The organism is Pseudomonas japonica, assembly GCF_900188455.1.
In the GTDB taxonomy this organism is placed as follows: Bacteria; Pseudomonadota; Gammaproteobacteria; order Pseudomonadales; family Pseudomonadaceae; genus Aquipseudomonas; species Aquipseudomonas japonica.
Window position 1 is genome coordinate 36,607 of the sequence record NZ_FZOL01000003.1, and the last position, 19,623, is coordinate 56,229.

General features: G+C 67.2%; 19 protein-coding genes. 17 read left to right on the forward strand and 2 right to left on the reverse strand.

Features of this window, described 5'->3' with window-relative positions; all coding sequences use genetic code 11:
* The 14 genes from CHB99_RS04820 (at position 1) to ureG (ending at position 13,096) form a co-directional block, all read left to right on the forward strand.
* Positions 1 to 735, forward strand: a complete 735-nt coding sequence (locus CHB99_RS04820; RefSeq protein WP_042128507.1) for a class II aldolase/adducin family protein — start codon at positions 1 to 3, stop codon at positions 733 to 735.
* A gap of 12 nt (positions 736 to 747) precedes the next feature.
* Positions 748 to 1,923, forward strand: a complete 1,176-nt coding sequence (locus CHB99_RS04825; RefSeq protein WP_042128509.1) for an LLM class flavin-dependent oxidoreductase — start codon at positions 748 to 750, stop codon at positions 1,921 to 1,923.
* Positions 1,924 to 1,933: 10 nt separating this feature from the next.
* Entirely contained in the window at positions 1,934 to 3,502 is a 1,569-nt protein-coding gene (locus CHB99_RS04830; protein WP_042128511.1) for an ABC transporter substrate-binding protein, read from the forward strand.
* Positions 3,495 to 4,553, forward strand: a complete 1,059-nt coding sequence (locus CHB99_RS04835) for an ABC transporter permease (protein ID WP_042128513.1) — start codon at positions 3,495 to 3,497, stop codon at positions 4,551 to 4,553. Before CHB99_RS04830 ends, CHB99_RS04835 begins: the two co-directional genes overlap by 8 nt.
* Before the next feature lie 13 nt (positions 4,554 to 4,566).
* Entirely contained in the window at positions 4,567 to 5,385 is an 819-nt protein-coding gene (locus tag CHB99_RS04840) for an ABC transporter permease (RefSeq protein WP_042128515.1), read from the forward strand.
* Positions 5,382 to 7,172: a dipeptide ABC transporter ATP-binding protein gene (locus tag CHB99_RS04845; protein ID WP_042128517.1), complete on the forward strand. Its 1,791-nt coding sequence runs from the start codon at positions 5,382 to 5,384 to the stop codon at positions 7,170 to 7,172. The genes CHB99_RS04840 and CHB99_RS04845 overlap by 4 nt, the downstream gene beginning before the upstream one ends.
* Positions 7,173 to 7,533: 361 nt before the next feature.
* A complete protein-coding gene (locus CHB99_RS04850; RefSeq protein ID WP_042128519.1) occupies positions 7,534 to 8,367 on the forward strand; it encodes an urease accessory protein UreD in 834 nt (277 codons plus the stop codon).
* Positions 8,368 to 8,377: 10 nt separating this feature from the next.
* A complete protein-coding gene (locus CHB99_RS04855; protein WP_042128521.1) occupies positions 8,378 to 8,680 on the forward strand; it encodes an urease subunit gamma in 303 nt (100 codons plus the stop codon).
* A gap of 23 nt (positions 8,681 to 8,703) precedes the next feature.
* Positions 8,704 to 9,024: an urease subunit beta gene (locus tag CHB99_RS04860; protein ID WP_042128523.1), complete on the forward strand. Its 321-nt coding sequence runs from the start codon at positions 8,704 to 8,706 to the stop codon at positions 9,022 to 9,024.
* Positions 9,021 to 10,724: an urease subunit alpha gene (gene ureC, locus CHB99_RS04865; RefSeq protein ID WP_042128524.1), complete on the forward strand. Its 1,704-nt coding sequence runs from the start codon at positions 9,021 to 9,023 to the stop codon at positions 10,722 to 10,724. The genes CHB99_RS04860 and ureC overlap by 4 nt, the downstream gene beginning before the upstream one ends.
* 15 nt (positions 10,725 to 10,739) lie before the next feature.
* Positions 10,740 to 11,225 (forward strand): urease accessory protein UreE, encoded by a 486-nt coding sequence (gene ureE, locus CHB99_RS04870; protein WP_042128526.1) that lies wholly within the window; start codon positions 10,740 to 10,742, stop codon positions 11,223 to 11,225.
* 20 nt (positions 11,226 to 11,245) lie between these two features.
* Positions 11,246 to 11,791: a HupE/UreJ family protein gene (locus CHB99_RS04875; RefSeq protein ID WP_042128528.1), complete on the forward strand. Its 546-nt coding sequence runs from the start codon at positions 11,246 to 11,248 to the stop codon at positions 11,789 to 11,791.
* The gene (locus CHB99_RS04880) at positions 11,791 to 12,465 is read left to right on the forward strand and encodes an urease accessory protein UreF (RefSeq protein ID WP_042128530.1); all 675 of its coding nucleotides are present in this window, start codon (positions 11,791 to 11,793) and stop codon (positions 12,463 to 12,465) included. Before CHB99_RS04875 ends, CHB99_RS04880 begins: the two co-directional genes overlap by 1 nt.
* Before the next feature lie 10 nt (positions 12,466 to 12,475).
* Positions 12,476 to 13,096 (forward strand): urease accessory protein UreG, encoded by a 621-nt coding sequence (gene ureG, locus CHB99_RS04885; protein ID WP_042128532.1) that lies wholly within the window; start codon positions 12,476 to 12,478, stop codon positions 13,094 to 13,096.
* A gap of 531 nt (positions 13,097 to 13,627) precedes the next feature.
* Here ureG and CHB99_RS04890 read toward each other — a convergent pair.
* On the reverse strand, positions 13,628 to 13,954 hold the full coding sequence (locus CHB99_RS04890; protein WP_042130718.1) for a cupin domain-containing protein: 327 nt from the start codon (positions 13,952 to 13,954) through the stop codon (positions 13,628 to 13,630).
* 73 nt (positions 13,955 to 14,027) lie between these two features.
* Between CHB99_RS04890 and CHB99_RS04895 the strand changes: the two genes are divergently transcribed.
* Positions 14,028 to 15,929 carry a M14 family metallopeptidase gene (locus CHB99_RS04895; protein WP_042130720.1) on the forward strand — a complete coding sequence of 634 codons (1,902 nt, stop codon included), beginning with the start codon at positions 14,028 to 14,030 and terminating at the stop codon, positions 15,927 to 15,929.
* Positions 15,930 to 15,968: 39 nt separating this feature from the next.
* Here the strand turns inward: CHB99_RS04895 and CHB99_RS04900 are convergent, their stop codons facing one another.
* Positions 15,969 to 16,673, reverse strand: coding sequence for an SDR family oxidoreductase (locus CHB99_RS04900; protein WP_042130722.1), 705 nt, complete (start codon positions 16,671 to 16,673; stop codon positions 15,969 to 15,971).
* A 106-nt stretch (positions 16,674 to 16,779) separates the two neighbouring features.
* Between CHB99_RS04900 and gcvA the strand changes: the two genes are divergently transcribed.
* Both gcvA and CHB99_RS04910 read left to right on the forward strand, forming a co-directional pair.
* On the forward strand, positions 16,780 to 17,685 hold the full coding sequence (gene gcvA / locus CHB99_RS04905) for a transcriptional regulator GcvA (protein ID WP_042130724.1): 906 nt from the start codon (positions 16,780 to 16,782) through the stop codon (positions 17,683 to 17,685).
* Positions 17,675 to 18,358, forward strand: coding sequence for an alpha/beta fold hydrolase (locus tag CHB99_RS04910; RefSeq protein WP_084703035.1), 684 nt, complete (start codon positions 17,675 to 17,677; stop codon positions 18,356 to 18,358). Before gcvA ends, CHB99_RS04910 begins: the two co-directional genes overlap by 11 nt.
* The last annotated feature ends 1,265 nt before the right edge of the window (positions 18,359 to 19,623 follow it).

The window sequence follows — 19,623 nt, forward strand, 5'->3', positions numbered from 1 at the left end:
ATGACCGTACTGACCACCGAATCGCTGATCGACGCCGAGCTGAAAGACTTCGTCGAGGACGTCACCCGTGAGGCCGGCGAGGCCTTCCGTGTCTACCGCGAGACCAACACCATCACCGCCAACGGTACCGTCGGCTTCATCGAGCGCGTGCCGGGCCGCGACCTGCTGGTCTCGGTCAACTACCCGGGCCCGTGGAACCATCACAAGCCGCTCAAGGCCAGCGTCACCGACTTCGCCGGCAATCTGCTGCTGGGCCAGGGCAAGGGCGGCCTCAACCGCTATACCCGGCTGTTCCAGCAGCAGCCGCGGATCACCACCGTGTCCCATGTGCACAGCCCGTACCTCGGTGCCTGGGCCCAGACCCAGCGCACCCTGCCGTTCCACTACGTGCCGGTGCAGCGTTTCCAGCTCGCTCGCGAGCTGCCGGTGTACATCGACCGGCGCCAGGACGAAGTGGACTTCATCCTCGACCGCCTGGCCGAGAACCCCTTCACCCCGGCCATTCTCGAAGCCAACGGCGGCGCCACCGTGTGGGGCAGCCAGGGCCTGCGCCAGACCGCCGAGTTCATCCTGCTGCTGGAGGAGGGCGCGCAACTGCAACTGCTCGCCGAATCCCTCGGCGGCTCGCGCCCCTACGGGCCGGGGGTGCTGACCCAGCAATGGTCCATGAGCAAGCTGCTCGACCAGGCGCGTGAACTGGGCCTGGTGCCCGCCAACGACAGCCCACGCGGATAAGGACATTCGACCATGGCAGTGAAGATTCTCTGGTACCTCACCAGCCCCGACGGCCCGTATCCGTGGGAAGAGAAGGGCCGCTGGAGCACCGATTTCAACCACCTCAAGCACCTGGCGACGAGCGCCGATCGCCTGGGTTACTACGGCTCGCTGCTGGGCACCAGCCCCAACGAGAGCCTGACCGTGGCCGCGTCGTTGATCGACGCCACCGAGCGCCTGCGCTTCCTGGTGGCGCAGCACCCGGGCGAAGTCTCGCCGGCGGTGCTGGCCAAGTGGGCGCTGACCTTCGACGAGTTCTCCAACGGACGCCTGCTGTTCAACGTGGTCAATGGCAGCGATGCCGGGCTGGCCACGCTGGGCGTGCATTACCCGCATGACGAGCGCTACCGGTTCAGCCTCGAATACTGGCGCGCGTTCCAGGCCATCTACGCCGGCAGCACCGAGGGTTACGACGGCCAGTTCGTCAAGCTGGCGCCACGTCCGGCCGCCGCCGCGCGCCATCCGCTGGGGGGCTGGCATCCGCCGAAGCGTCTTGCGGTTCCGTTGTGGGGCGCCGGTACGTCCGATCCGGGCGTGGCCCATTCGGTGCAGTTGCTCGACGTCTACCTGAGCTTCGCCGACACCCCGCCCAGGCTCGGCGCCAAGTTCCGCAAGGTGGCCGCCGAGGCGGCGAAGATCGGGCGCGAGCTGACCTATGGCACGCGCCTGCAGATCATCGTCCGGGAAACCGAGGAAGAAGCCTGGGCCCACGCGCAGAAGCTACTGGACAACACCTCGCTGGCCACCGCCCGCGCCGCCATCGAGCGTCAGTTGCCGCCGGGGCAGACCCTGGACAGCTTCCACAGCGACGACCCGCGCATCCAGGCCAACGTCGAGGCGATCCGCCAGGGCCGCCTGCCGAGCGCCCGTGACCTGGAGATCTACCCCAACGTATGGACCGGCCCGAGCCTGTTCGGCTTCAACCTGCTCGGCCCGGCGGCCGGGACCTACCTGGTGGGCAGTGCCGAGCAGGTTGCCGAGCGCATTCGCGAGTACGAGGCCCAGGGCACCAGCGCCTTCATTCTTTCCGGCTTCCCGCTGATCGATGAAGCGCACCGGGTCGCCGACCTGCTGTTCCCTCTGCTCGATCTGGACCACGGCTTCGAGGTTCCGCGCCTCAACGCCCGCACGGCCGCCGAACCGGCCTGAGGAAGTACCCATGCGCAACGAATTTTCCCGCCGGGTGTTCCTCGGCAACAGCCTTGCCGTCGGCGGCGGCCTGCTCCTCGGTTCCAGCCTGCTCAGCGGCTGCGGTAGCGGTGATCCCGCCGCCGTGGTGTCCAGCGCCGTACCCGGTATCCCGGTGCGTGGCGGACGCCTGCGGGTCGGCATCATCGACGGCGACCAGGCCGGCAACCTCGACGCGCACAAGCCGTCCGGCGGCGGGATCATTCGCGGCTGGGCGCTGTACAGCAAGTTCTGGGAATGGAACGACGACGTCAGCACGCGCCTGGGCCTGGCCGAGTTCGCCGAGCCGAATGCCGATGCCAGTGCCTGGACCGTCCGTATCCGTCCGGGCCTGGAGTTCCACAACGGCAAGACCATCACCTCCGACGACATGCTGTTCTCGATCCTGCGCCTGACCGACCCGAAACTGGCCTCGCCCTATGCCGGGCTGGTCGGCGCCATCGATCGCCAGGCGCTGCGCAAGCTCGACGACAGGACCATCGAGATCCGCTTCAAGGAAGGCCGCAGCTTCTTCCCCCTGGACGAAACCCTGATCGCCTTCGGCGGCATCGTGCCCACCGATTACGACCCGAACAACCCGGTGGGGGCGGGGCCGTACCGGCTCAAGCGCTTCGTGCCGGGCCAGCGGGCGCTGTTCACCCGTTTCGAGAACTACTTCAAGCCCAACCAGCCCTATGCCGACGAGCTGGAAATCATCGAATTCAAGGACCAGGTGTCGCGGGTCGCGGCCCTGCGTGCCGGGCAGATCGATATCGCCAGCGGCATCCAGGCCGAGCACAGCGCGCTGATCAAGGCCGATCCGCGCCTGCAGCTGGTGGCATCGCCGACCACCTCGTTCAGCGGCTTCAACCTCAATACCGCCAAGGCGCCGTTCCAGGACGAACGGGTGCGCCAGGCCTTCCGCCTGCTGGCCGACCGCCAGGAACTGGTGGGCCGTGGTCTCAACGGTTTCGGCCGGGTTGCCAACGACCTGTACTCGCCCCAGGACCCGACCTACAACCACGCCATCGCCCAGCGTCCCTACGATCTCGACCAGGCCCGTTCGCTGCTGCGCCAGGCCGGCGCCAGCGACCTGCGCCTGGAACTGACCACCACCGCCAATGAAGTCAACGCCGCGCTGGTCTTCGCCCAGCAGGCGAAGAAGGCCGGCATCGAGATCAAGGTCACCCCGGTGGACAACTCGGTGTTCAACGGCCCGCAGAAGGAGCAGTGGCTGGTGTCGCCGTGCTCGACCCCGGCCCGCGGCTTCCTCGCCACCGGCCTGCACAACGACGCGCCGCTGGCGATCTACAACCGCAGCAATTTCCGCGACGAGCGTTTCTCCCAGCTGTTCACCCAGGCCCTCGGCCAGCCCGACCTGGCCCTGCGCCGCGAACTGGTGCACGAAGCGCAGACCATCCAGCACCAGCGCGGCGGCCTGCTGATCTGGGGCTTCACCGACGTGCTCGACGCCGCCTCGAACAAGGTCGGCGGCCTGCACGGCGAACAGACCACCTTCGCCTCCTGGCGCTTCGACAGCCTGTGGTTGAACCATGCCTGAGCCTATCCGCACGTCCCGTCTGCCTGCCTGGCTGCCGTGGTTTCTCGGACGCCTCGGTTATGGCCTGCTCACCGCCTGGGTCATCAGCCTGGTGGTGTTCGTCGCCACCCAGGCGCTGCCGTCCGACCCGGCGCGGGTGATCCTCGGACCCGAGGCGCCGCTGGAGAGCATCCTCACCCTGCGCCAGCAGCTCGGCCTGGACCGGCCGATCCTGGTGCAATACCTGAGCTGGCTGGCCCAGGTGCTGCGCGGCGATCTTGGTGTCTCGCTGGACTCCGCGCAGCCGGTGGCCGATCTGCTGTTCATCCGCTTCGGCAATACCCTGGCGCTGCTCCTGGGCGTGTTGCTGCTGGTGGTGCCGCTGGCCCTGGTGATCGGCGTCGGCCTGGCCCTGCGCCGCGACTCGCGCCTGGACCGCTGGGGCCTGGCCAGCCTGATCGTGCTCAAGGCCACCCCGGGCTACCTGATCGCCATCGGCCTGGTGCTGCTGTTCTCCATGCCGCATTTCGACCTGCTGCCGGCGGTGTCGCTGCTCGACCCGGACCGTCCGCTGTGGCGGCAACTGGAGTACCTGGCGCTGCCGGTCCTGGCCTTGAGCCTGTCGGCGCTGCCGTACCTGGCGCGGCTGGTGCGCGCATCGATGATCGAGACCCTGGACTCCGACTACGTTGGCGCCGCGCGCCTGCGCGGCATCCCGGAACGTCGTCTGGTCTGGTGCCACACCTTGCCCAACGCCCTGGTGCCGGCGATCCAGGGCGTGGCCCTGACCCTGCGGGTATTGATCGGCGGCGCGCTGCTGGCCGAGGTGGTGTTCAGCTACCCCGGTGTCGGCACCTTGCTCAACAGCGCGATCCAGATGCGCGACCTGCCGCTGATCCAGGGCGCGGTACTGGTCATCACCCTCGGGGTGGTGGCGATCAACCTGCTGGCCGACCTGCTCACCGTGCTGCTCACCCCGAAACTGCGCACGGCGCGCCGCGCCGGGCTGATCCAGCGCAGTCGCCGTGGCATCCAGAGCTGGTGGCGGCGTCCCGCGGCCAAGGCCCCTTGATAAGGAATGTTCTATGTTCAGCGCACGATTCTGGCGTGAACCCTCGATTCGCCGTGGCGCCCTGGTGACCCTGGCGGTGGTCCTGCTGGCCCTGTTCGGGCCTTGGCTGGCACCCCATGCGCCGACCGACATGCTCGGCGGTGTGTATGGCGCGCCGGCGGCCGGGGCGCCGCTGGGGCATGATTTTCTTGGTCATGATGTCTGGTCGCGGCTGCTGGCCGGTGGCCTGTCGATCCTCTGGATGTCGGTGGCCGCCGCCGCCCTGGCGCTGCTGGTGGGCAGTGCCCTGGGCATGCTCGCCGGGCTGTCGCGGCAGCGCCTGGACCAGGCGATCACCTGGCTGGCGGATATCTGGCTGGCCTTTCCCGACCTGATCCTGGTGCTGCTGATCGTCTCCATGCTCGGGCGCCAGCCGTGGCTGATCGTGCTCACCGTGGCCATTGCCTTCACCCCCGGGGTGATCCGCCTGGCCCGCGGCAGCGCGGTGGCGGTGGCCAGCCAGGAGTTCGTCGAGGCGGCGCAGATGATGGGCTTTTCGCGCACGCGCATCCTCTTGCGCGAGATCCTGCCCAACGTGCTGACCCCGCTGCTGGTGCACTTCGGCAACATGCTCACCTGGGGCATCGGCATGCTCTCGGGCCTGAGCTTCCTCGGCTACGGCGTCGCGCCACCGGCGGCGGACTGGGGCCTGATGATCAACGAAAACCAGGCCGGCCTGCTGATCCAGCCCTGGGCCGTGCTGGCCCCGGCGCTGCTGATCGCGGTGTTCGCCTATGGCACCAACCTGCTGGCCGAAGGCGTCGCCCGGTACAGCGCGGGAGCGCGCACATGAATGCATTCGTACTTTCCACGCCTACGCAGGCGGGCATCGCGGCCTTGCAGGTCGAGCGGCTGCGGGTCGAGCTGGACAGCGGCGCCGATGTCATCGAGCACATCGACTTCAGTCTGGCGCCGGGGGAAATCCTCGGCCTGGTGGGGGAGTCGGGCTCCGGCAAGACCACCCTGGCGACCGCGCTGCTCGCCCATGCCCGCCGTGGCGCGCGCATCGCCGGTGGGCGGGTGCGGGTGGCGGGGCGCGATCTGCTGGCCCTCGATGGCGCGGCCTTGCGCCGTGCCCGTGGCGGTTTGATCGGCTATGTCGCGCAGGACCCGGCGCTGGCCCTGAACCCGGCGATCCGCATCGGCAAGCTGTTGCTGGAAACCCTGCAGGCCCATGAACCGGGGCTGGACCGCCAGGCGCGGGAACTGCGTCTGCGGCAGACCCTGGCGGATGTCGGCCTGCCGGGGGAGCGCGAGTTTCTCCGGCGCTTCGCCCATCAACTGTCCGGTGGCCAGCAGCAGCGGGTGATGCTGGCCCTGGCCTTCGTCCTGCGGCCGAAGCTGATCGTCCTCGACGAGCCGACCACCGCGCTCGACGTCGGCACCCGCGCGCACATCCTGCAAACCGTGCGCCGGCTGTGCAAGGAGCAGGGCGTGGCGGCGGTGTACGTGTCCCATGACCTGGGGGTGATCAAGGACCTGGTGGACCGGGTGATGGTCATGTACGCCGGGCGCATCGTCGAAGTCGCCAGCCGTGAGCGGCTGTTCGAGCGCCCGGCGCATCCGTACACCCTCGGGTTGCTCGCGGCGATTCCGGACGTGGGGCGCCAACGGGTGCTGCGGGCGATCGCCGGGCATGCGCCGGCGCCAGGGCAGCGGCCGTCCGGCTGCAGCTTCGCGCCGCGTTGCTCGCGGCGTACGGCGGCGTGCTTGGTGGTGGAGCCGGCATTGCAGGTGCTGGAAGGGACGCAGCAGGTGGCTTGCGTGCAGCCGCAACTGAGTGCCTTGCCGGCGGCGGAGACGGTGCCGCTGCGCGTGCTGCCGTCGGCGCGGGAGCCCTTGCTGGAACTGCGTGAGCTGAACCTGAGTTATGACCGTCAGGTGCTGTTCGACCTGTCGCTGCAGGTTCATCGCGGTGAATGCCTGGCGGTGGTCGGCGAGTCCGGGTCGGGCAAGACCAGCCTGGCGCGGACCCTGGCCGGGCTGGGTGATGGCGGGATCGGCCAACTGCGTTTCGCCGGTCAGCCGCTGAGCCTGCTGGCGCGCAAGCGCGAGGCGGCGACCCGGCACCGCATCCAGTACATCTTCCAGAATCCCTATCGTGCCTTGAACCCGCGGCAGTCGGTGTTCCAGTGCCTGCAGGCGCCGCTGGAGCATTTCTTCGGGCTCAAGGGCGCGGCCTGCCGTGAGCGGATCGAGGCCGCGTTGACGCGGGTGGCGTTGCCGGTGGAAACGGCGGGCAAGTATCCCCATCAGCTGTCCGGCGGCGAGCGCCAGCGCGTGGCGATCGCCCGGGCGCTGGTGTGCGAGCCCGAGGTGCTGATCTGCGACGAAGTGACCTCGGCGCTGGATGTGTCGGTGCAGGCGGCGATCCTGGCGTTGCTGCGCGAGCTGCAGGAGGAGGGCATGACCCTGGTGTTCGTCACCCATGATCTTGGGGTGGTGCGGGCGATTGCCGACCGGATTGTGGTGGTGAAGGAGGGGCGGATCGTCGAGGAGGGCGGCAGTGCCGAGGTGCTGGATCGGCCCGGTAGCGACTATGTGAAAGGGCTGGTGGCGCAGGCGAAGTTCCAGCGGTGATCTTAACCACCTGATCTTGCGCAGATTCTGTAGGAGCTGGCTTGCCTGCGAAAGGACCGCGTAGCGGTCCCGGTTCCTGATCTACAGCCAGGCCTATGATCTTCCCCCGGTTGAAGATTGGGAACCGGGACCGCTACGCGGTCCTTTCGCAGGCAAGCCAGCTCCTACAGCTACACATCAGCCAGAATCCCCCTACATGCGCCATTCTGGCCCGCAATGTGCTTTTACCCCTTCCAACGATTGCTGATCGATCGATCAGGTCCGCTGCGCCGCGCCAGAACCAAGCGTCGCGGACATTTTCCTACCGCCGCGAAAGCATGGGATTACCCAATAAACGCGGCGTTTCACCGGATACGTTGGAATGTCTCTACCCGAACAACTGCCACCCGCGTACGACGCCACGGGCTGGAGCGCCGAGCTGATGCTGCGCTTCGTGCAACGCGATGGCAGGACCTGTATTGGTGCGCGGCGTCACTTCGGACCTCTTTTGGTGCAGCGACCCTTCTACCCCGAGGGCGCGCCGTGCCACGTCTATGTGCTGCATCCCCCGGGTGGCGTGGTCGGTGGCGATCGCCTGACCCTCGACGTGCACCTGGAAACCGGTAGCCACGCGCTGCTGACCATGCCCGGGGCGACCAAGTTCTACCGCAGCGCCGGCCCCGTTTCGGTGCTCAAGCAGCATTTCCACCTGAGCGAAGGCGCCACCCTGGAGTGGCTGCCCCACGGCAATATCTGCTTCCCCGGTGCCCGCGCCCGCCTGGAAAACCGCTTCAGCCTGGCCCCCGGCGCCCGTCTGCTGGCCTGGGAAACCCTGTGCCTGGGCCGCCCGGTGATGGACGAGCGCTTCAGCCACGGCGCGGTGGACAGCCTGCTGCGCATCGACCTGCCCGACGACCCCGGCCTGCACGAACGCCTGCGCATCGACGGCGACAGCCTGCACAAGCTCGCCGGCTATCCGCTGCAAGCCACGTTCTGTGCCGCCCCGGCCAACCCGGAACTGCTGGAACAGGCGCGCACCCTTATCGAGCACCTCGCCGTACCCGCCGGGGCGACCCTGCTCGGCCAATTGCTGGTGGTCCGCCTGCTGGACCACGACAACCAACGCCTTCAATCCACCTTGCTGCGCCTGTGGCAGGCGCTGCGCCCGGCCATCACGGGCCTGGCGCCTTGCCCGCCGCGGATCTGGGCCACCTGAGAGAACGACCATGGAGCTGACCCCGAGAGAGAAAGACAAACTGCTGCTGTTCACCGCCGCGCTGCTTGCCGAGCGCCGCCTGGCCCGTGGCCTCAAGCTCAACTACCCGGAAGCGGTGGCGCTGATCAGCGCGGCGGTGATGGAGGGCGCCCGCGACGGGCGCACCGTGGCCGAACTGATGAACCTGGGCCGTGAGGTCCTGGGTCGCGAGCAGGTGATGGACGGCGTGGCGCAGATGATCCACGACGTCCAGGTCGAAGCGACCTTTCCCGACGGCACCAAGCTGGTCACCGTCCACGATCCGATCGTCTGAGTCGGGATAACGAGGAGAACAGGATGATTCCCGGAGAAATCCAGGTCGCCGCCAGCGGCGATATCGAACTCAACGCCGGCCGCGCGAGCATCAGCGTCAGCGTCGCCAACCATGGCGACCGCCCGGTGCAGGTCGGCTCGCACTATCACTTCTTCGAAGTCAACGACACCCTGGTGTTCGAGCGCGAGGCCACCCGCGGCTATCGCCTGGACATCCCCGCCGGCACCGCGGTGCGCTTCGAACCGGGCCAGTCGCGCAGCGTGAACCTGGTGGCCTACGCGGGCAAGCGTGAGGTCTACGGCTTCCAGGGCAAGGTCATGGGCAAGCTGGAGGTGGACGCATGAGCCGGATTTCCCGTCGGGCCTATGCCGACATGTTCGGCCCCACCGTCGGCGACCGCGTGCGCCTGGCCGATACCGAACTGTGGGTCGAGGTGGAGAAGGACTTCACGATCTACGGCGAGGAGGTCAAGTTCGGCGGCGGCAAGGTGATCCGCGACGGCATGGGCCAGGGCCAGATGCTCGCCGCCGAGGCCATGGACCTGGTGCTGACCAACGCCCTGATCATCGATCACTGGGGCATCGTCAAGGCCGATATCGGCGTGAAGAACGGCCGCATCTTCGGCATCGGCAAGGCCGGCAACCCCGATGTGCAGCCCGGCGTGACCCTGCCCGTGGGGCCGGGCACCGAGGTGATCGCCGCCGAAGGCAAGATCGTCACCGCCGGCGGCATCGACTCGCATATCCATTTCATCTGCCCGCAGCAGGTGGAAGAAGCGCTGACCTCGGGCATCACCACCTTCATCGGCGGCGGCACCGGGCCGGCCACCGGGACCAACGCCACCACCTGCACCTCCGGGCCCTGGTACCTGGCGCGCATGCTCCAGGCGGCGGACGAGTTGCCGATCAATATCGGTCTGCTGGGCAAGGGCAACGCCTCGCGCCCCGAAGCCCTGCGCGAGCAGATCGCCGCTGGCGCGGTGGGCCTCAAGCTGCACGAAGACTGGGGCTCGACCCCGGCGGCCATCGACTGCTGCCTGAACGTGGCCGAGGAGATGGACGTGCAGGTGGCGATCCATACCGACACCCTCAACGAATCCGGCTGCATCGAGGACACCCTGGCGGCCATCGGCGACCGCACCATCCACACCTTCCACACTGAAGGCGCGGGCGGTGGTCATGCCCCGGACATCATCCGCGCGGCGAGTTTCGCCAACGTGCTGCCGTCGTCGACCAACCCGACCCTGCCGTACACGGTCAACACCGTGGACGAGCACCTCGACATGCTCATGGTCTGTCACCACCTGGACACCAGCATCGCCGAGGACGTGGCCTTCGCCGAGTCGCGCATTCGCCGCGAGACCATCGCCGCCGAGGACATCCTCCACGACCTCGGGGCCTTCTCCATGACCTCGTCCGACTCCCAGGCCATGGGCCGGGTCGGCGAGGTGGTGCTGCGCACCTGGCAGGTGGCGCACCAGATGAAGCTGCGGCGCGGCGCGCTGGCGGGCGATTCGTCGTACAGCGACAACGCGCGGGTCAAGCGCTATATCGCCAAGTACACCCTCAATCCGGCGCTGACCCATGGCATCGCCCATGAAGTGGGTTCGCTGGAAGCCGGCAAGCTGGCCGATATCGTGCTGTGGTCGCCGGCTTTCTTCGGCGTCAAGCCGGCCCTGGTGATCAAGGGCGGAATGATCGCCACCGCGCCCATGGGCGATATCAATGGCTCGATCCCGACGCCGCAGCCGGTGCATTACCGGCCGATGTTCGGCGCCCTGGGCGCGGCGCGGCATGCCACGCGGATGACCTTCCTGTCCCGCGAGGCCCTCGATCGCGGGGTGCACGAGCAGCTCGGCCTGCGCAGCCTGATCGGCCTGGCCCACGGCTGCCGCACGGTGCGCAAGGACGATATGGTCCACAACGGCCTGATGCCGAATATCGAAGTGGATTCGCAGACCTACCAGGTGCGCGCCGACGGCGAGCTGCTGGTGTGCGAGCCGGCCACGGTGCTGCCGATGGCGCAGCGTTACTTTCTGTTCTGAGCAAGGAGGACCCCGATGATTCTGTTGACCCGCAGGGCGAGCGACGGCAAGCCCACCGCCACGGCCACGCTGAGCCTGGATACACGGATCAAGAGCCGGGTGCGCATCACCCTCGACGATGGCCGCGATGCCGGCCTGATGCTGGAGCGCGGGCAGTTGATCCGCGGCGGCGAGCTGCTGGCGGACGACGCGGGCGAGACGCTGGTGCGGGTCGTGGCCGCCTCGGAAGAGGTGTCCAGCGTGTACTGCAGCGATCCGCTGGCCCTGGCCCGCGCCGCCTATCACCTGGGCAACCGCCATGTGCCGTTGCAGGTCGAGGCCGGTTTCCTGCGTTACCAGCATGACCATGTACTGGACGAGATGGTCCGCGGCTTCGGCCTCGACGTCGTCGTCGAGCAGGCACCCTTCGAGCCCGAAGCGGGCGCCTACCAGAGCGCACCGCACAGCCACACGCATTCCGACCACCTGTTCGTCCGCCTGCCGGCCCAGGCGGCGTTGTGAATTCCAACAAGGAGAGATCCATGAAAGCGTTTCTGACCTTCGCCCTGCTGCTGGTGGCCGTTCCGGCCATGGCCCACTCCGGGCATGACAGCAACCCCCTGCACGACGGCCTGCTGCACCCGCTGACCGGTCCCGACCACCTGCTGATGCTGCTCGGTACCGGCATCCTCGCCGCGCTGACCGGTCGCCGCCTGCTGCTGCCGGCACTGACCCTGGCGGCGATGTTCGGCGGGGCGCTGCTGGGGCATCTGTTCGGTGGCGTGATCGGCATGGAACAGATGATTCTCGGCTCGCTGCTGGTGGCCGCCGCCGCGCTGCTGCTGCCTCAGCGCCAGTTGCTGCTGTCGCTGTTGATGCCGCTGTTCGCCCTGTTCCACGGCTGGGCCCATGGCGTCGAAGCCAGCCCGGGGGCGTTCTGGCTGTTCAGCGCCGGTTTCGTCACGGTCAGCGCCTTGTTGCTGGTGGCCGGATTCGCCGTCGGCTGTCTGCTGCGTCGTCATACCGGCCTGCAGAAAGCCTTCGGCGGCGGCCTGCTGGCCGGCGCGGCGATGCTCGTGGCGGGCTGATGAACAGCGAGCTGAAACTGCTGCGCCTGTTGCAACTGGCCAGTCCCGGCCTGCCGGTGGGTGGCTTCACCTACTCGCAGGGCCTGGAATGGGCGGTGGAGGCGGGCTGGGTGCAAGGCGCCGAGGGTTTTCGCGCCTGGCAACGGCAGCAGATCGACGACACCCTCGGCCATCTCGACTGGCCGCTGCTGGCGCGCCTGTACCGCGCCTGCGAGGCCGATGACGCGGAAGCCTTCGCCCACTGGAGCCGCTTCCTCCTGGCCAACCGCGAAACCGCCGAACTGCGCACCGAGGAGCGCCAGCGCGGCGCGGCCCTGGCCCGCCTGCTGGATGGCTGGCAACTGGGCCAGGCGCCCCGGTGGCGCCCCAGCCTGGAACTGAGCCAGCTGGGCGGCATGGCCTGGCTCGGCGCGCACTGGGGCATCCCGCTGCGCGATCTGGCCCTGGGCCATGGCTTCGCCTGGCTGGAGGGCGCGGTGATGGCCGGGGTCAAGCTGGTGCCGTTCGGCCAGCAGGCGGCGCAGAGCCTGCTGCGTGATCTCTGCGAAGAACTGCCGGCGGTGCTGGAGCGTGCCCTGGCGCTGCCCGATGACGCACTGGGCGGTGGCCTGCCGTTGCTGGCGATCGCCTCGTCGCGCCACGAAACCCAATACACCCGATTGTTCCGCTCCTGAGGAATTCCCTATGCAAAGCTACAAGCAACCCCTGCGTGTCGGCGTCGGCGGCCCGGTCGGCTCCGGCAAGACCGCGCTGCTCGAAGCGCTGTGCAAGGCCATGCGCGACCACTACGAAATCGCCGTGGTGACCAACGACATCTACACCAAGGAAGACCAGCGCATCCTCACCGAGGCCGGGGCCCTGGCGCCGGAGCGCATTGTCGGGGTGGAGACCGGTGGCTGCCCGCACACGGCGATCCGCGAGGACGCCTCGATGAACCTGGCGGCGGTGGAAGAACTGGCGCGCAAGTTCGGCAACCTCGAAGTGATCTTCGTCGAGAGCGGCGGCGACAACCTCAGTGCCACCTTCAGCCCGGAACTGGCCGACCTCACCGTGTACGTGATCGACGTTGCCGAAGGCGAGAAGATCCCGCGCAAGGGTGGGCCGGGGATCACCAAGTCGGACTTCCTGGTGATCAACAAGATCGACCTGGCGCCCTATGTCGGGGCGTCGCTGGAAGTGATGGAGAGCGACACCCGGCGCATGCGCCCGGAGCGGCCGTGGGCGTTCACCAACCTGAAGACCGGGCATGGTCTGCAGACGCTGATCGACTTCATCGTCGATCGGGGGATGTTGCGGGCGGTGTGAAGCCCATTGGCCTCATCGCGGGCAACGCCCTGCGGCGTACTCGGACCTTGTGGGAGCGGGCGTTGCCCGCGATGAGCATGGGTATCTACACAGCTTTGACGGCCTGGCGGGGAACCGCATGAAGGCCGCCAGGTGCCTGTCTTGAGCCTTGCAGCGCCTTCCAGATCGAGCGCCGCCCGCGCGGCGCATCGCGGGCAATCGGAACGCCGCCCGGCCCGCTCCCACATCTTTTGCAACGTGCCATGGCCTGTTGGATTTGAGTTGTCAGTCTTTGTTTTTCGGCGATGCATCGCGGGGAGGCTGTTGGGTTCGACTCGGTATCGAGTCGAACCAACAAGGCGGTCAACCATGGCCTGACAGACATAGGCACGTTGCAACCGATGTGGGAGCGGGCATTGCCCGCGATGCGCCGCGCGGGCGGCGCTCGATCTCACAGGCGCTACAACACTCAAGACAGGCACCTGGCGGCCTTGATGCGTTTCCCCGCCAGACCCTCAAAGTTGTGTACATACCCATGCCGCCATGAGGCCCTCAAGACATGGCATAGAACACCGCCAGCCACACGGTCGGTTGCCCGGCATCCGTCCACTCCACCCGATGCCGGCAGTGCGCCGGGATATCCAGGAAATCCCCCGGCCCCAAGACCCGCGCCTCTGCTTCATGCTCCAGGCGCAGCCCCGCCGAGCCGCTCAGCAGCAGCACCCATTCCCCTTCGTCCTGGTCGTACCAGAAGTCCGGCGGACTGCACTGGCCGGTGGACACGATGCGCTCGATGCGCACGCCGGGCCGGGCCAGCAGATCGTCGAAACGTTCTTCCGTGGCTGAGTCGGTAATACCGCTGAACAGGTTGCTCAACATGGCTGAAACGCCCCTCGTATGATTTTGCAATGTGTTCTAAGGTTGCCAGTTCCTGTGCGAGAAGGAACTCCTCATGCCCCACCCGAACCTGTTTTTCGCCGCGCTGCTGCTCGGCGCCAGCCAGTCCGTGCACGCCGCCAGTTTGCCCTCGGCGCCAGCCTACATCGACGACAGCGGTTATCCGCCGGCGGCGAAGCAGCGCATCCTGCCGCCGATGTTCGAACAGCACCTCACCAGCACCCGCTACATCGCCAAGGCCGACAACCCGCTGATCACCACCGCCGAAGCCAGCGACTTCAGACAGACCAGCACCTACGAGGAAACCCGTGCCTGGCTGCGCAAGCTGGCGGCGGCCTCCGGTGGCAAGGTCGCCCTCAGCGAACTGCCGGAAAAGAGCGCCGAAGGCTACCCGATGGTCCTCGCCGTGGTCTCCCTGTCCAGCGACAAATCCCCCGCCGGCCTGAAGAAAACCGGCAAGCCGACGATCTTCGTCGAAGCCGAGATCCACCCCGGCGAATCCAACGGCAAGGACGCGATGTTCATGCTCCTGCGTGACATGACCAGCGGCGACAAGCCCCTGGCCGCGCTGCTGGAGCAGGTCAATATCCTCTTCATCCCCACCGTCAACATCGACGGCGACGTGCGCCGCAGCGCCTACGGACGGATCAACCAGAACGGCCCGGACATCGCCGGCTGGCGGGTCAACGGCCTCAACTACAACCTCAACCGCGACTTCACCAAGCTCGACAGCGCCGAGATCCGCAACGTCGCCTGGGTGTTCAACACCTACGAGCTGAGCTTCTTCGCCGATACCCACTCCACCGACGGCGCCATGTACCCCTACGACAGCTCGTACTGCCACAACGGCAACGGCTGGTCGCCGGCCAGCAGCGCGTGGATGGACCAGACCCTGCGCGCCCCGGTGTACAAGGCGCTGCAGGACGAGGGCCATGTGGTCCACGAATGCATCAGCTTCAACGACAACCAGGACCCGACCCAGGGCTACTACCCCTACCGCAGCGACCTGGCGCGTTTCTCCAACCAGTACGGCGATATCCGCAACGTGCCCTCGATCCTCATCGAGCAGCATGCCCTGCATCCGTACCGCACCCAGGTGCTGGGCAACTACGTGATGCTCAAGGCCATGTTCCAGGTCATCGGCGAGCAGGCCGGGTCGTTGCGCGCGGCCATCGACCAGGACCGCGCGCGCCTCGCCGCGCAGCAGGACGTGATCCTCACCTGGAAACCCGGCAAGGCCGAGACCGTGCCGTTCACCGTGGGCGACTACCGCTACGAAACCTCGCCGATCACCGGGGCGAAGAGCATCGTCTGGAGCAACCAGCCCAAGCAGCTCGACGTGCCGGTGACCGGCAACACCGAGCCGGACCTGGTGGTCAAGCGGCCGAAGCAGTACATCGTCCCGGCGCAGTGGCGCGAGGTCATCACCCGCCTCAAGGCCCACGGCATCGCCATGCGCACCCTCGACAAACCCACGGCCGTGGCGGTGACCCTGTACCGCATGGATGACGTGAAGGTGGCGGGCGGTTTCGAGCCGGACCGCGCCGCGGTCAACCAGATTCCCGGCTACGAGGGGCATCTGCTGGTCAGCGGCACGGGCAAGCCGTTCCAGCGTCTGCAGACCTTCCCGGCGGGTTCGGTGCTGATCGATGTCGACCAGCCGCTGGGCGTGCTGGCGGTGAACCTGCTGCATCCGGAAAGCCCGGATTCGTTCTGGTCGTGGGGCTTCTTCAACTCCACCCTGATCGCCGCCGAAGAGCCGGAGGAGTACGTGATGGAGCCGATGGCGCGCAAGATGCTGGAGCAGGATGCGGCGCTGAAGGCCGCGTTCGACAAGAAGCTGAAGGACGACCCGGCATTCGCCGCGGATCCCAAGGCGCGCTTGAACTGGTTCTATCAGCGCACGCCGTTCTATGACGTGAATGCGTTTGTGTATCCGGTGGGGACGGTGTTCTGAGCCGCGACGGACGCCGGCGGCGCCCATCGCGAATGAGGCTCACACCGAACGGGTGATCCCGCCGTCAACCCGGAGATTCTGCCCGGTGATGTACGCCGCCCCCGTCGAGGCGAGGAAGGCCACGGTGGCGGCGATTTCCTCGCTGCTGCCGTAGCGCTGCAATGGCACGCTGGCGCGTCGTTCCTCGGTGGCCGGCAGGCTGTCGATCCAGCCGGGGAGGATGTTGTTCATGCGCAGGTTGTCGCGGGCATAGGTGTCGGCAAAGATCTTGCTGAAGGAGGCCAGGCCCGCGCGGAACACCGCCGAGGTGGGGAACATCTCGCTCGGTTCGAAGGCCCAGGCGGTGGAGATGTTGATGATCACGCCGTCGCGCTGGCGCTGCATCACCGGGGTCACCAGGCGGGTGGGACGAATCACGTTGAGCAGGTAGGTGTCGAGGCCGCGGTGCCAGTCTTCGTCGCTGATCTCCAGGATCGGCGCGCGCGGGCCGTGGCCGGCGCTGTTGACCAGCACGTCGATGCGCCCCCAGCGCGCGACCACCTGGTCCACCAGGTTGCGCAGGTCGTCGTCGGACTGGTTGGAACCGGTCACGCCGATTCCGCCCAGTTCCTGGGCCAGCGCCTCGCCCTTGCCGGAGGAGGAGAGGATGCCGACCTTGAACCCGTCCGCCGCCAGGCGCCGCGCCGCCGCCGCGCCCATGCCGCTGCCGCCGGCGGTGATGATCGCCACTTTTTCTACTGTCATTGCGCGTTCTCCTGTCTGAAGGTTTAAGCTGGATCAAGGCTAGCAGCGATCAGGCTGGCCGAGAGAGTCAGTTTTACCTCTTCGATCCTGTAGAAAATCTATCGTCATGAGTGAACCGTCCGAACGCTTGCCGTCCCTCAATGCCCTGCGCGTGTTCGAAGTGGTCGCGCGCCATCTGAATTTCCGTCGCGCCGCCGAGGAGCTGGGGGTCACCCAGGGCGCGGTGGCCCAGCAGATCCGCGGGCTGGAGGCGGACCTGGAAATTCGCCTGTTCGAGCGTCTGCCGCGCAGCCTGGCGCTGACCGATGCCGGGCGCGGCTACCAGGCCAGCATCCGCCGCGCCTTCGAACTGATCGCCGAGGCCACCCGCGCGCTGCGCCCGGAGCCCTTGCACCTGACCATCAGCGTGACGCCGACCTTCGCCTCGAAATGGCTGATCCCGCGCTTGCCCGATTTCACCGCGGCGTGGCCGCATATCGACCTGCGGGTGCTGGCCACCGAGCGCCTGTCCAGTTTTCACACCGATGCGGTGGACCTGGCGGTGCGTTTCGGCCAGCCGCCGTTCGGACCGGGGCTGGAGACCCGCTTGCTGTTCGAGCAGGGCATCGTCGCCGTCGCCAGTCCGGACTTGCTGGAGCGCCTGGGCAGGCCGGCTACGCTTGCGGATCTGCAACGCTTCGCGCTGTTGCACGATGCCCACAACGCCTGGCCGTGGTTCTGCCAGCAGGTGTTCGGCCAGGCCCTGCCGGTGGCGGCGCAGAACCTGCGCTTCAACCAGACCAGCCTGGCGATCGATGCCGCGGTGGCGGGGCAGGGCCTGGCGCTGGCCAGTCGCGTGTTCGTGCAGGCCGATATCGACGCGGGGCGGCTGCTGCGGGTTTTCGACAAGGTCCTGCGTGCTGACGCGGGCTTCTATCTGGTGGCGCCACGCAAGGCGCGCAACGAGGCGACCCTGGCGCTGGTGCAGGACTGGCTGCTGGCGCAGGCGGCGAAGGGGGCACATGAGTATTGAGGTGCGGTATGCCGGTCAGCGGCTGCATGTCGATCACCGGCCGGGTGACGGCGACGCCCATCTGCTGGCGATCCACGGCGCTGGCGACGGGCATCTGGGGGTGTTCGCCGGGGTTCGCCAGGCACTCTGGCAACGCGGTATCGGTTCCACCGCCTTCGATTGCATCGGCCATGGTGTGACCGGCGGGGTCAAGCAGGGCTCGTCGCTGCGCGAGCGCGAAGCGCAGGCCCGCGCGGTGATCGAGGCCACGCGCAGGCCCACGGCGATCATCGGCGCGAGCATGGGTGCGTACAACGCCGTGCGCCTGAGCGAAACCTGCCAGCCGTCGGCCCTGGTGCTGGTGGTGCCGGGCATCTATCACGCCGATGCCCACGCCGTGCCCTTCGGTCCGGCGTTTTCCGCGCTGATCCGTCAGCCGCGCAGTTGGGACGGCAGCGATGCCTGGGGCATCCTCTCGCGTTATCGCGGGCGGCTGCTGGTCATCGCCGCCGGTGGCGACGAGGTCGTGCCGCTGGAAATCCCCCGACGCCTGTACGACGAGGCGGTCAATGCGCAATGGCGCTCGCTGCTGGTGGTACCGGGGGCGCCGCACAAGGGCTTGCTGGAGCGGATGCTGGGCGACCGGGAATGGCGGCCGCGGTTGCTGGAGCGGTTGTTTCACGCTTTCGATTGATTGGCTGGGCCCGCGTAGGAGCTGGCTTGCCTGCGATGAGCATGGGTATCTACACATCTTTGACGGCTTGACGGGGAACCGCATCAAGGCCGCCAGGTGCCTGTCTTGAGTGTTGTAGCGCCTATGAGATCGAGCGCCGCCCGCGCGGCGCATCGCGAGCGCGCTCGCTCCTACATTTTTTGCAACGTGCCATGGCCTGTGAGAGCGGCGTTGCCAGCCTTTGGCGCTTGGCGATTTATCGCGGGGAAGCTGTTGGGGTCGACGCGATACCGCGTCGTACACACAAGGCGGTCAACCATGGCCTGACAGACATAGGCACGTTGCAAAAAATGTAGGAGCGAGCGCGCTCGCGATGCGCCGCGCGGGCGGCGCTCGATCTCACAGGCGCTACAACACTCAAGGCAGGCACCTGGCGGCCTTGATGCGGTCCCCCGACAAGCCTTCGAAGATGTGTAGATACCCATGCTGCGAAAGGACAAGCCAGCTCCTACGAATCGCGTGCAACTGATCGAGAGGGACGATAGCGGCAAACAGACATTAATGTCATATTGAGATCAATCGTTTGCGGATGTACCATTCCCTTACTTTAAGTAGGGTAATGCCGGGCAGTGGACGCCCGGGCAAATAGAGGTTTCCCGCCCTTGGGGAGCCGCATGGATGCCCAGCGCGTGAACCCCCTTCGGAACACTCCTGTGCACCAGGGCCTGTGCCATCGGCACCGGTTCGGTTCCCCAATGGCGTCGGCGTCACGACAGCATTCCCGGATGTACAGGGGCTTGCCGGTCACCGTTACCTGCGGGCCGGCGAGGGCGAATTCACAGGTTGGAGAAAGGTATGTCACAGGCATTCACGCTGAAGAACCTCAGCGTTACTCGCAAACTGGGCCTCGGCTTTGGCCTGCTGCTGGTTTTCGCCCTGCTGCTGTCGCTGCTCGGCGGCTTCGGGCTGCAGAACAGCAGTGCATCGTTGTCGCGCATCAGTTTCATCAGTGGCCTGTTCGACGAGATCGTCTTCACCCGCGAGGCCAACTACAACTTCGCCCTGAGCAACGACGCCAGCCACCAGGCGCTGCACCGGGAACACCACGAAAAACTCAAGCAAGGCTTCGACCAACTGGTCCTGGATGCCCGCGAGGGGCGCTGGCCGGCACAGGATCTGGCGGCCGCGGAGAAGCTCCAGAGCGGCCTTGAGGCTTACAGCAAGGCGCGTGACCAGGCCCGCTCGGTGGCCGAACTGACCGCCGCCAACCAGTTGCTCTCGCAGTT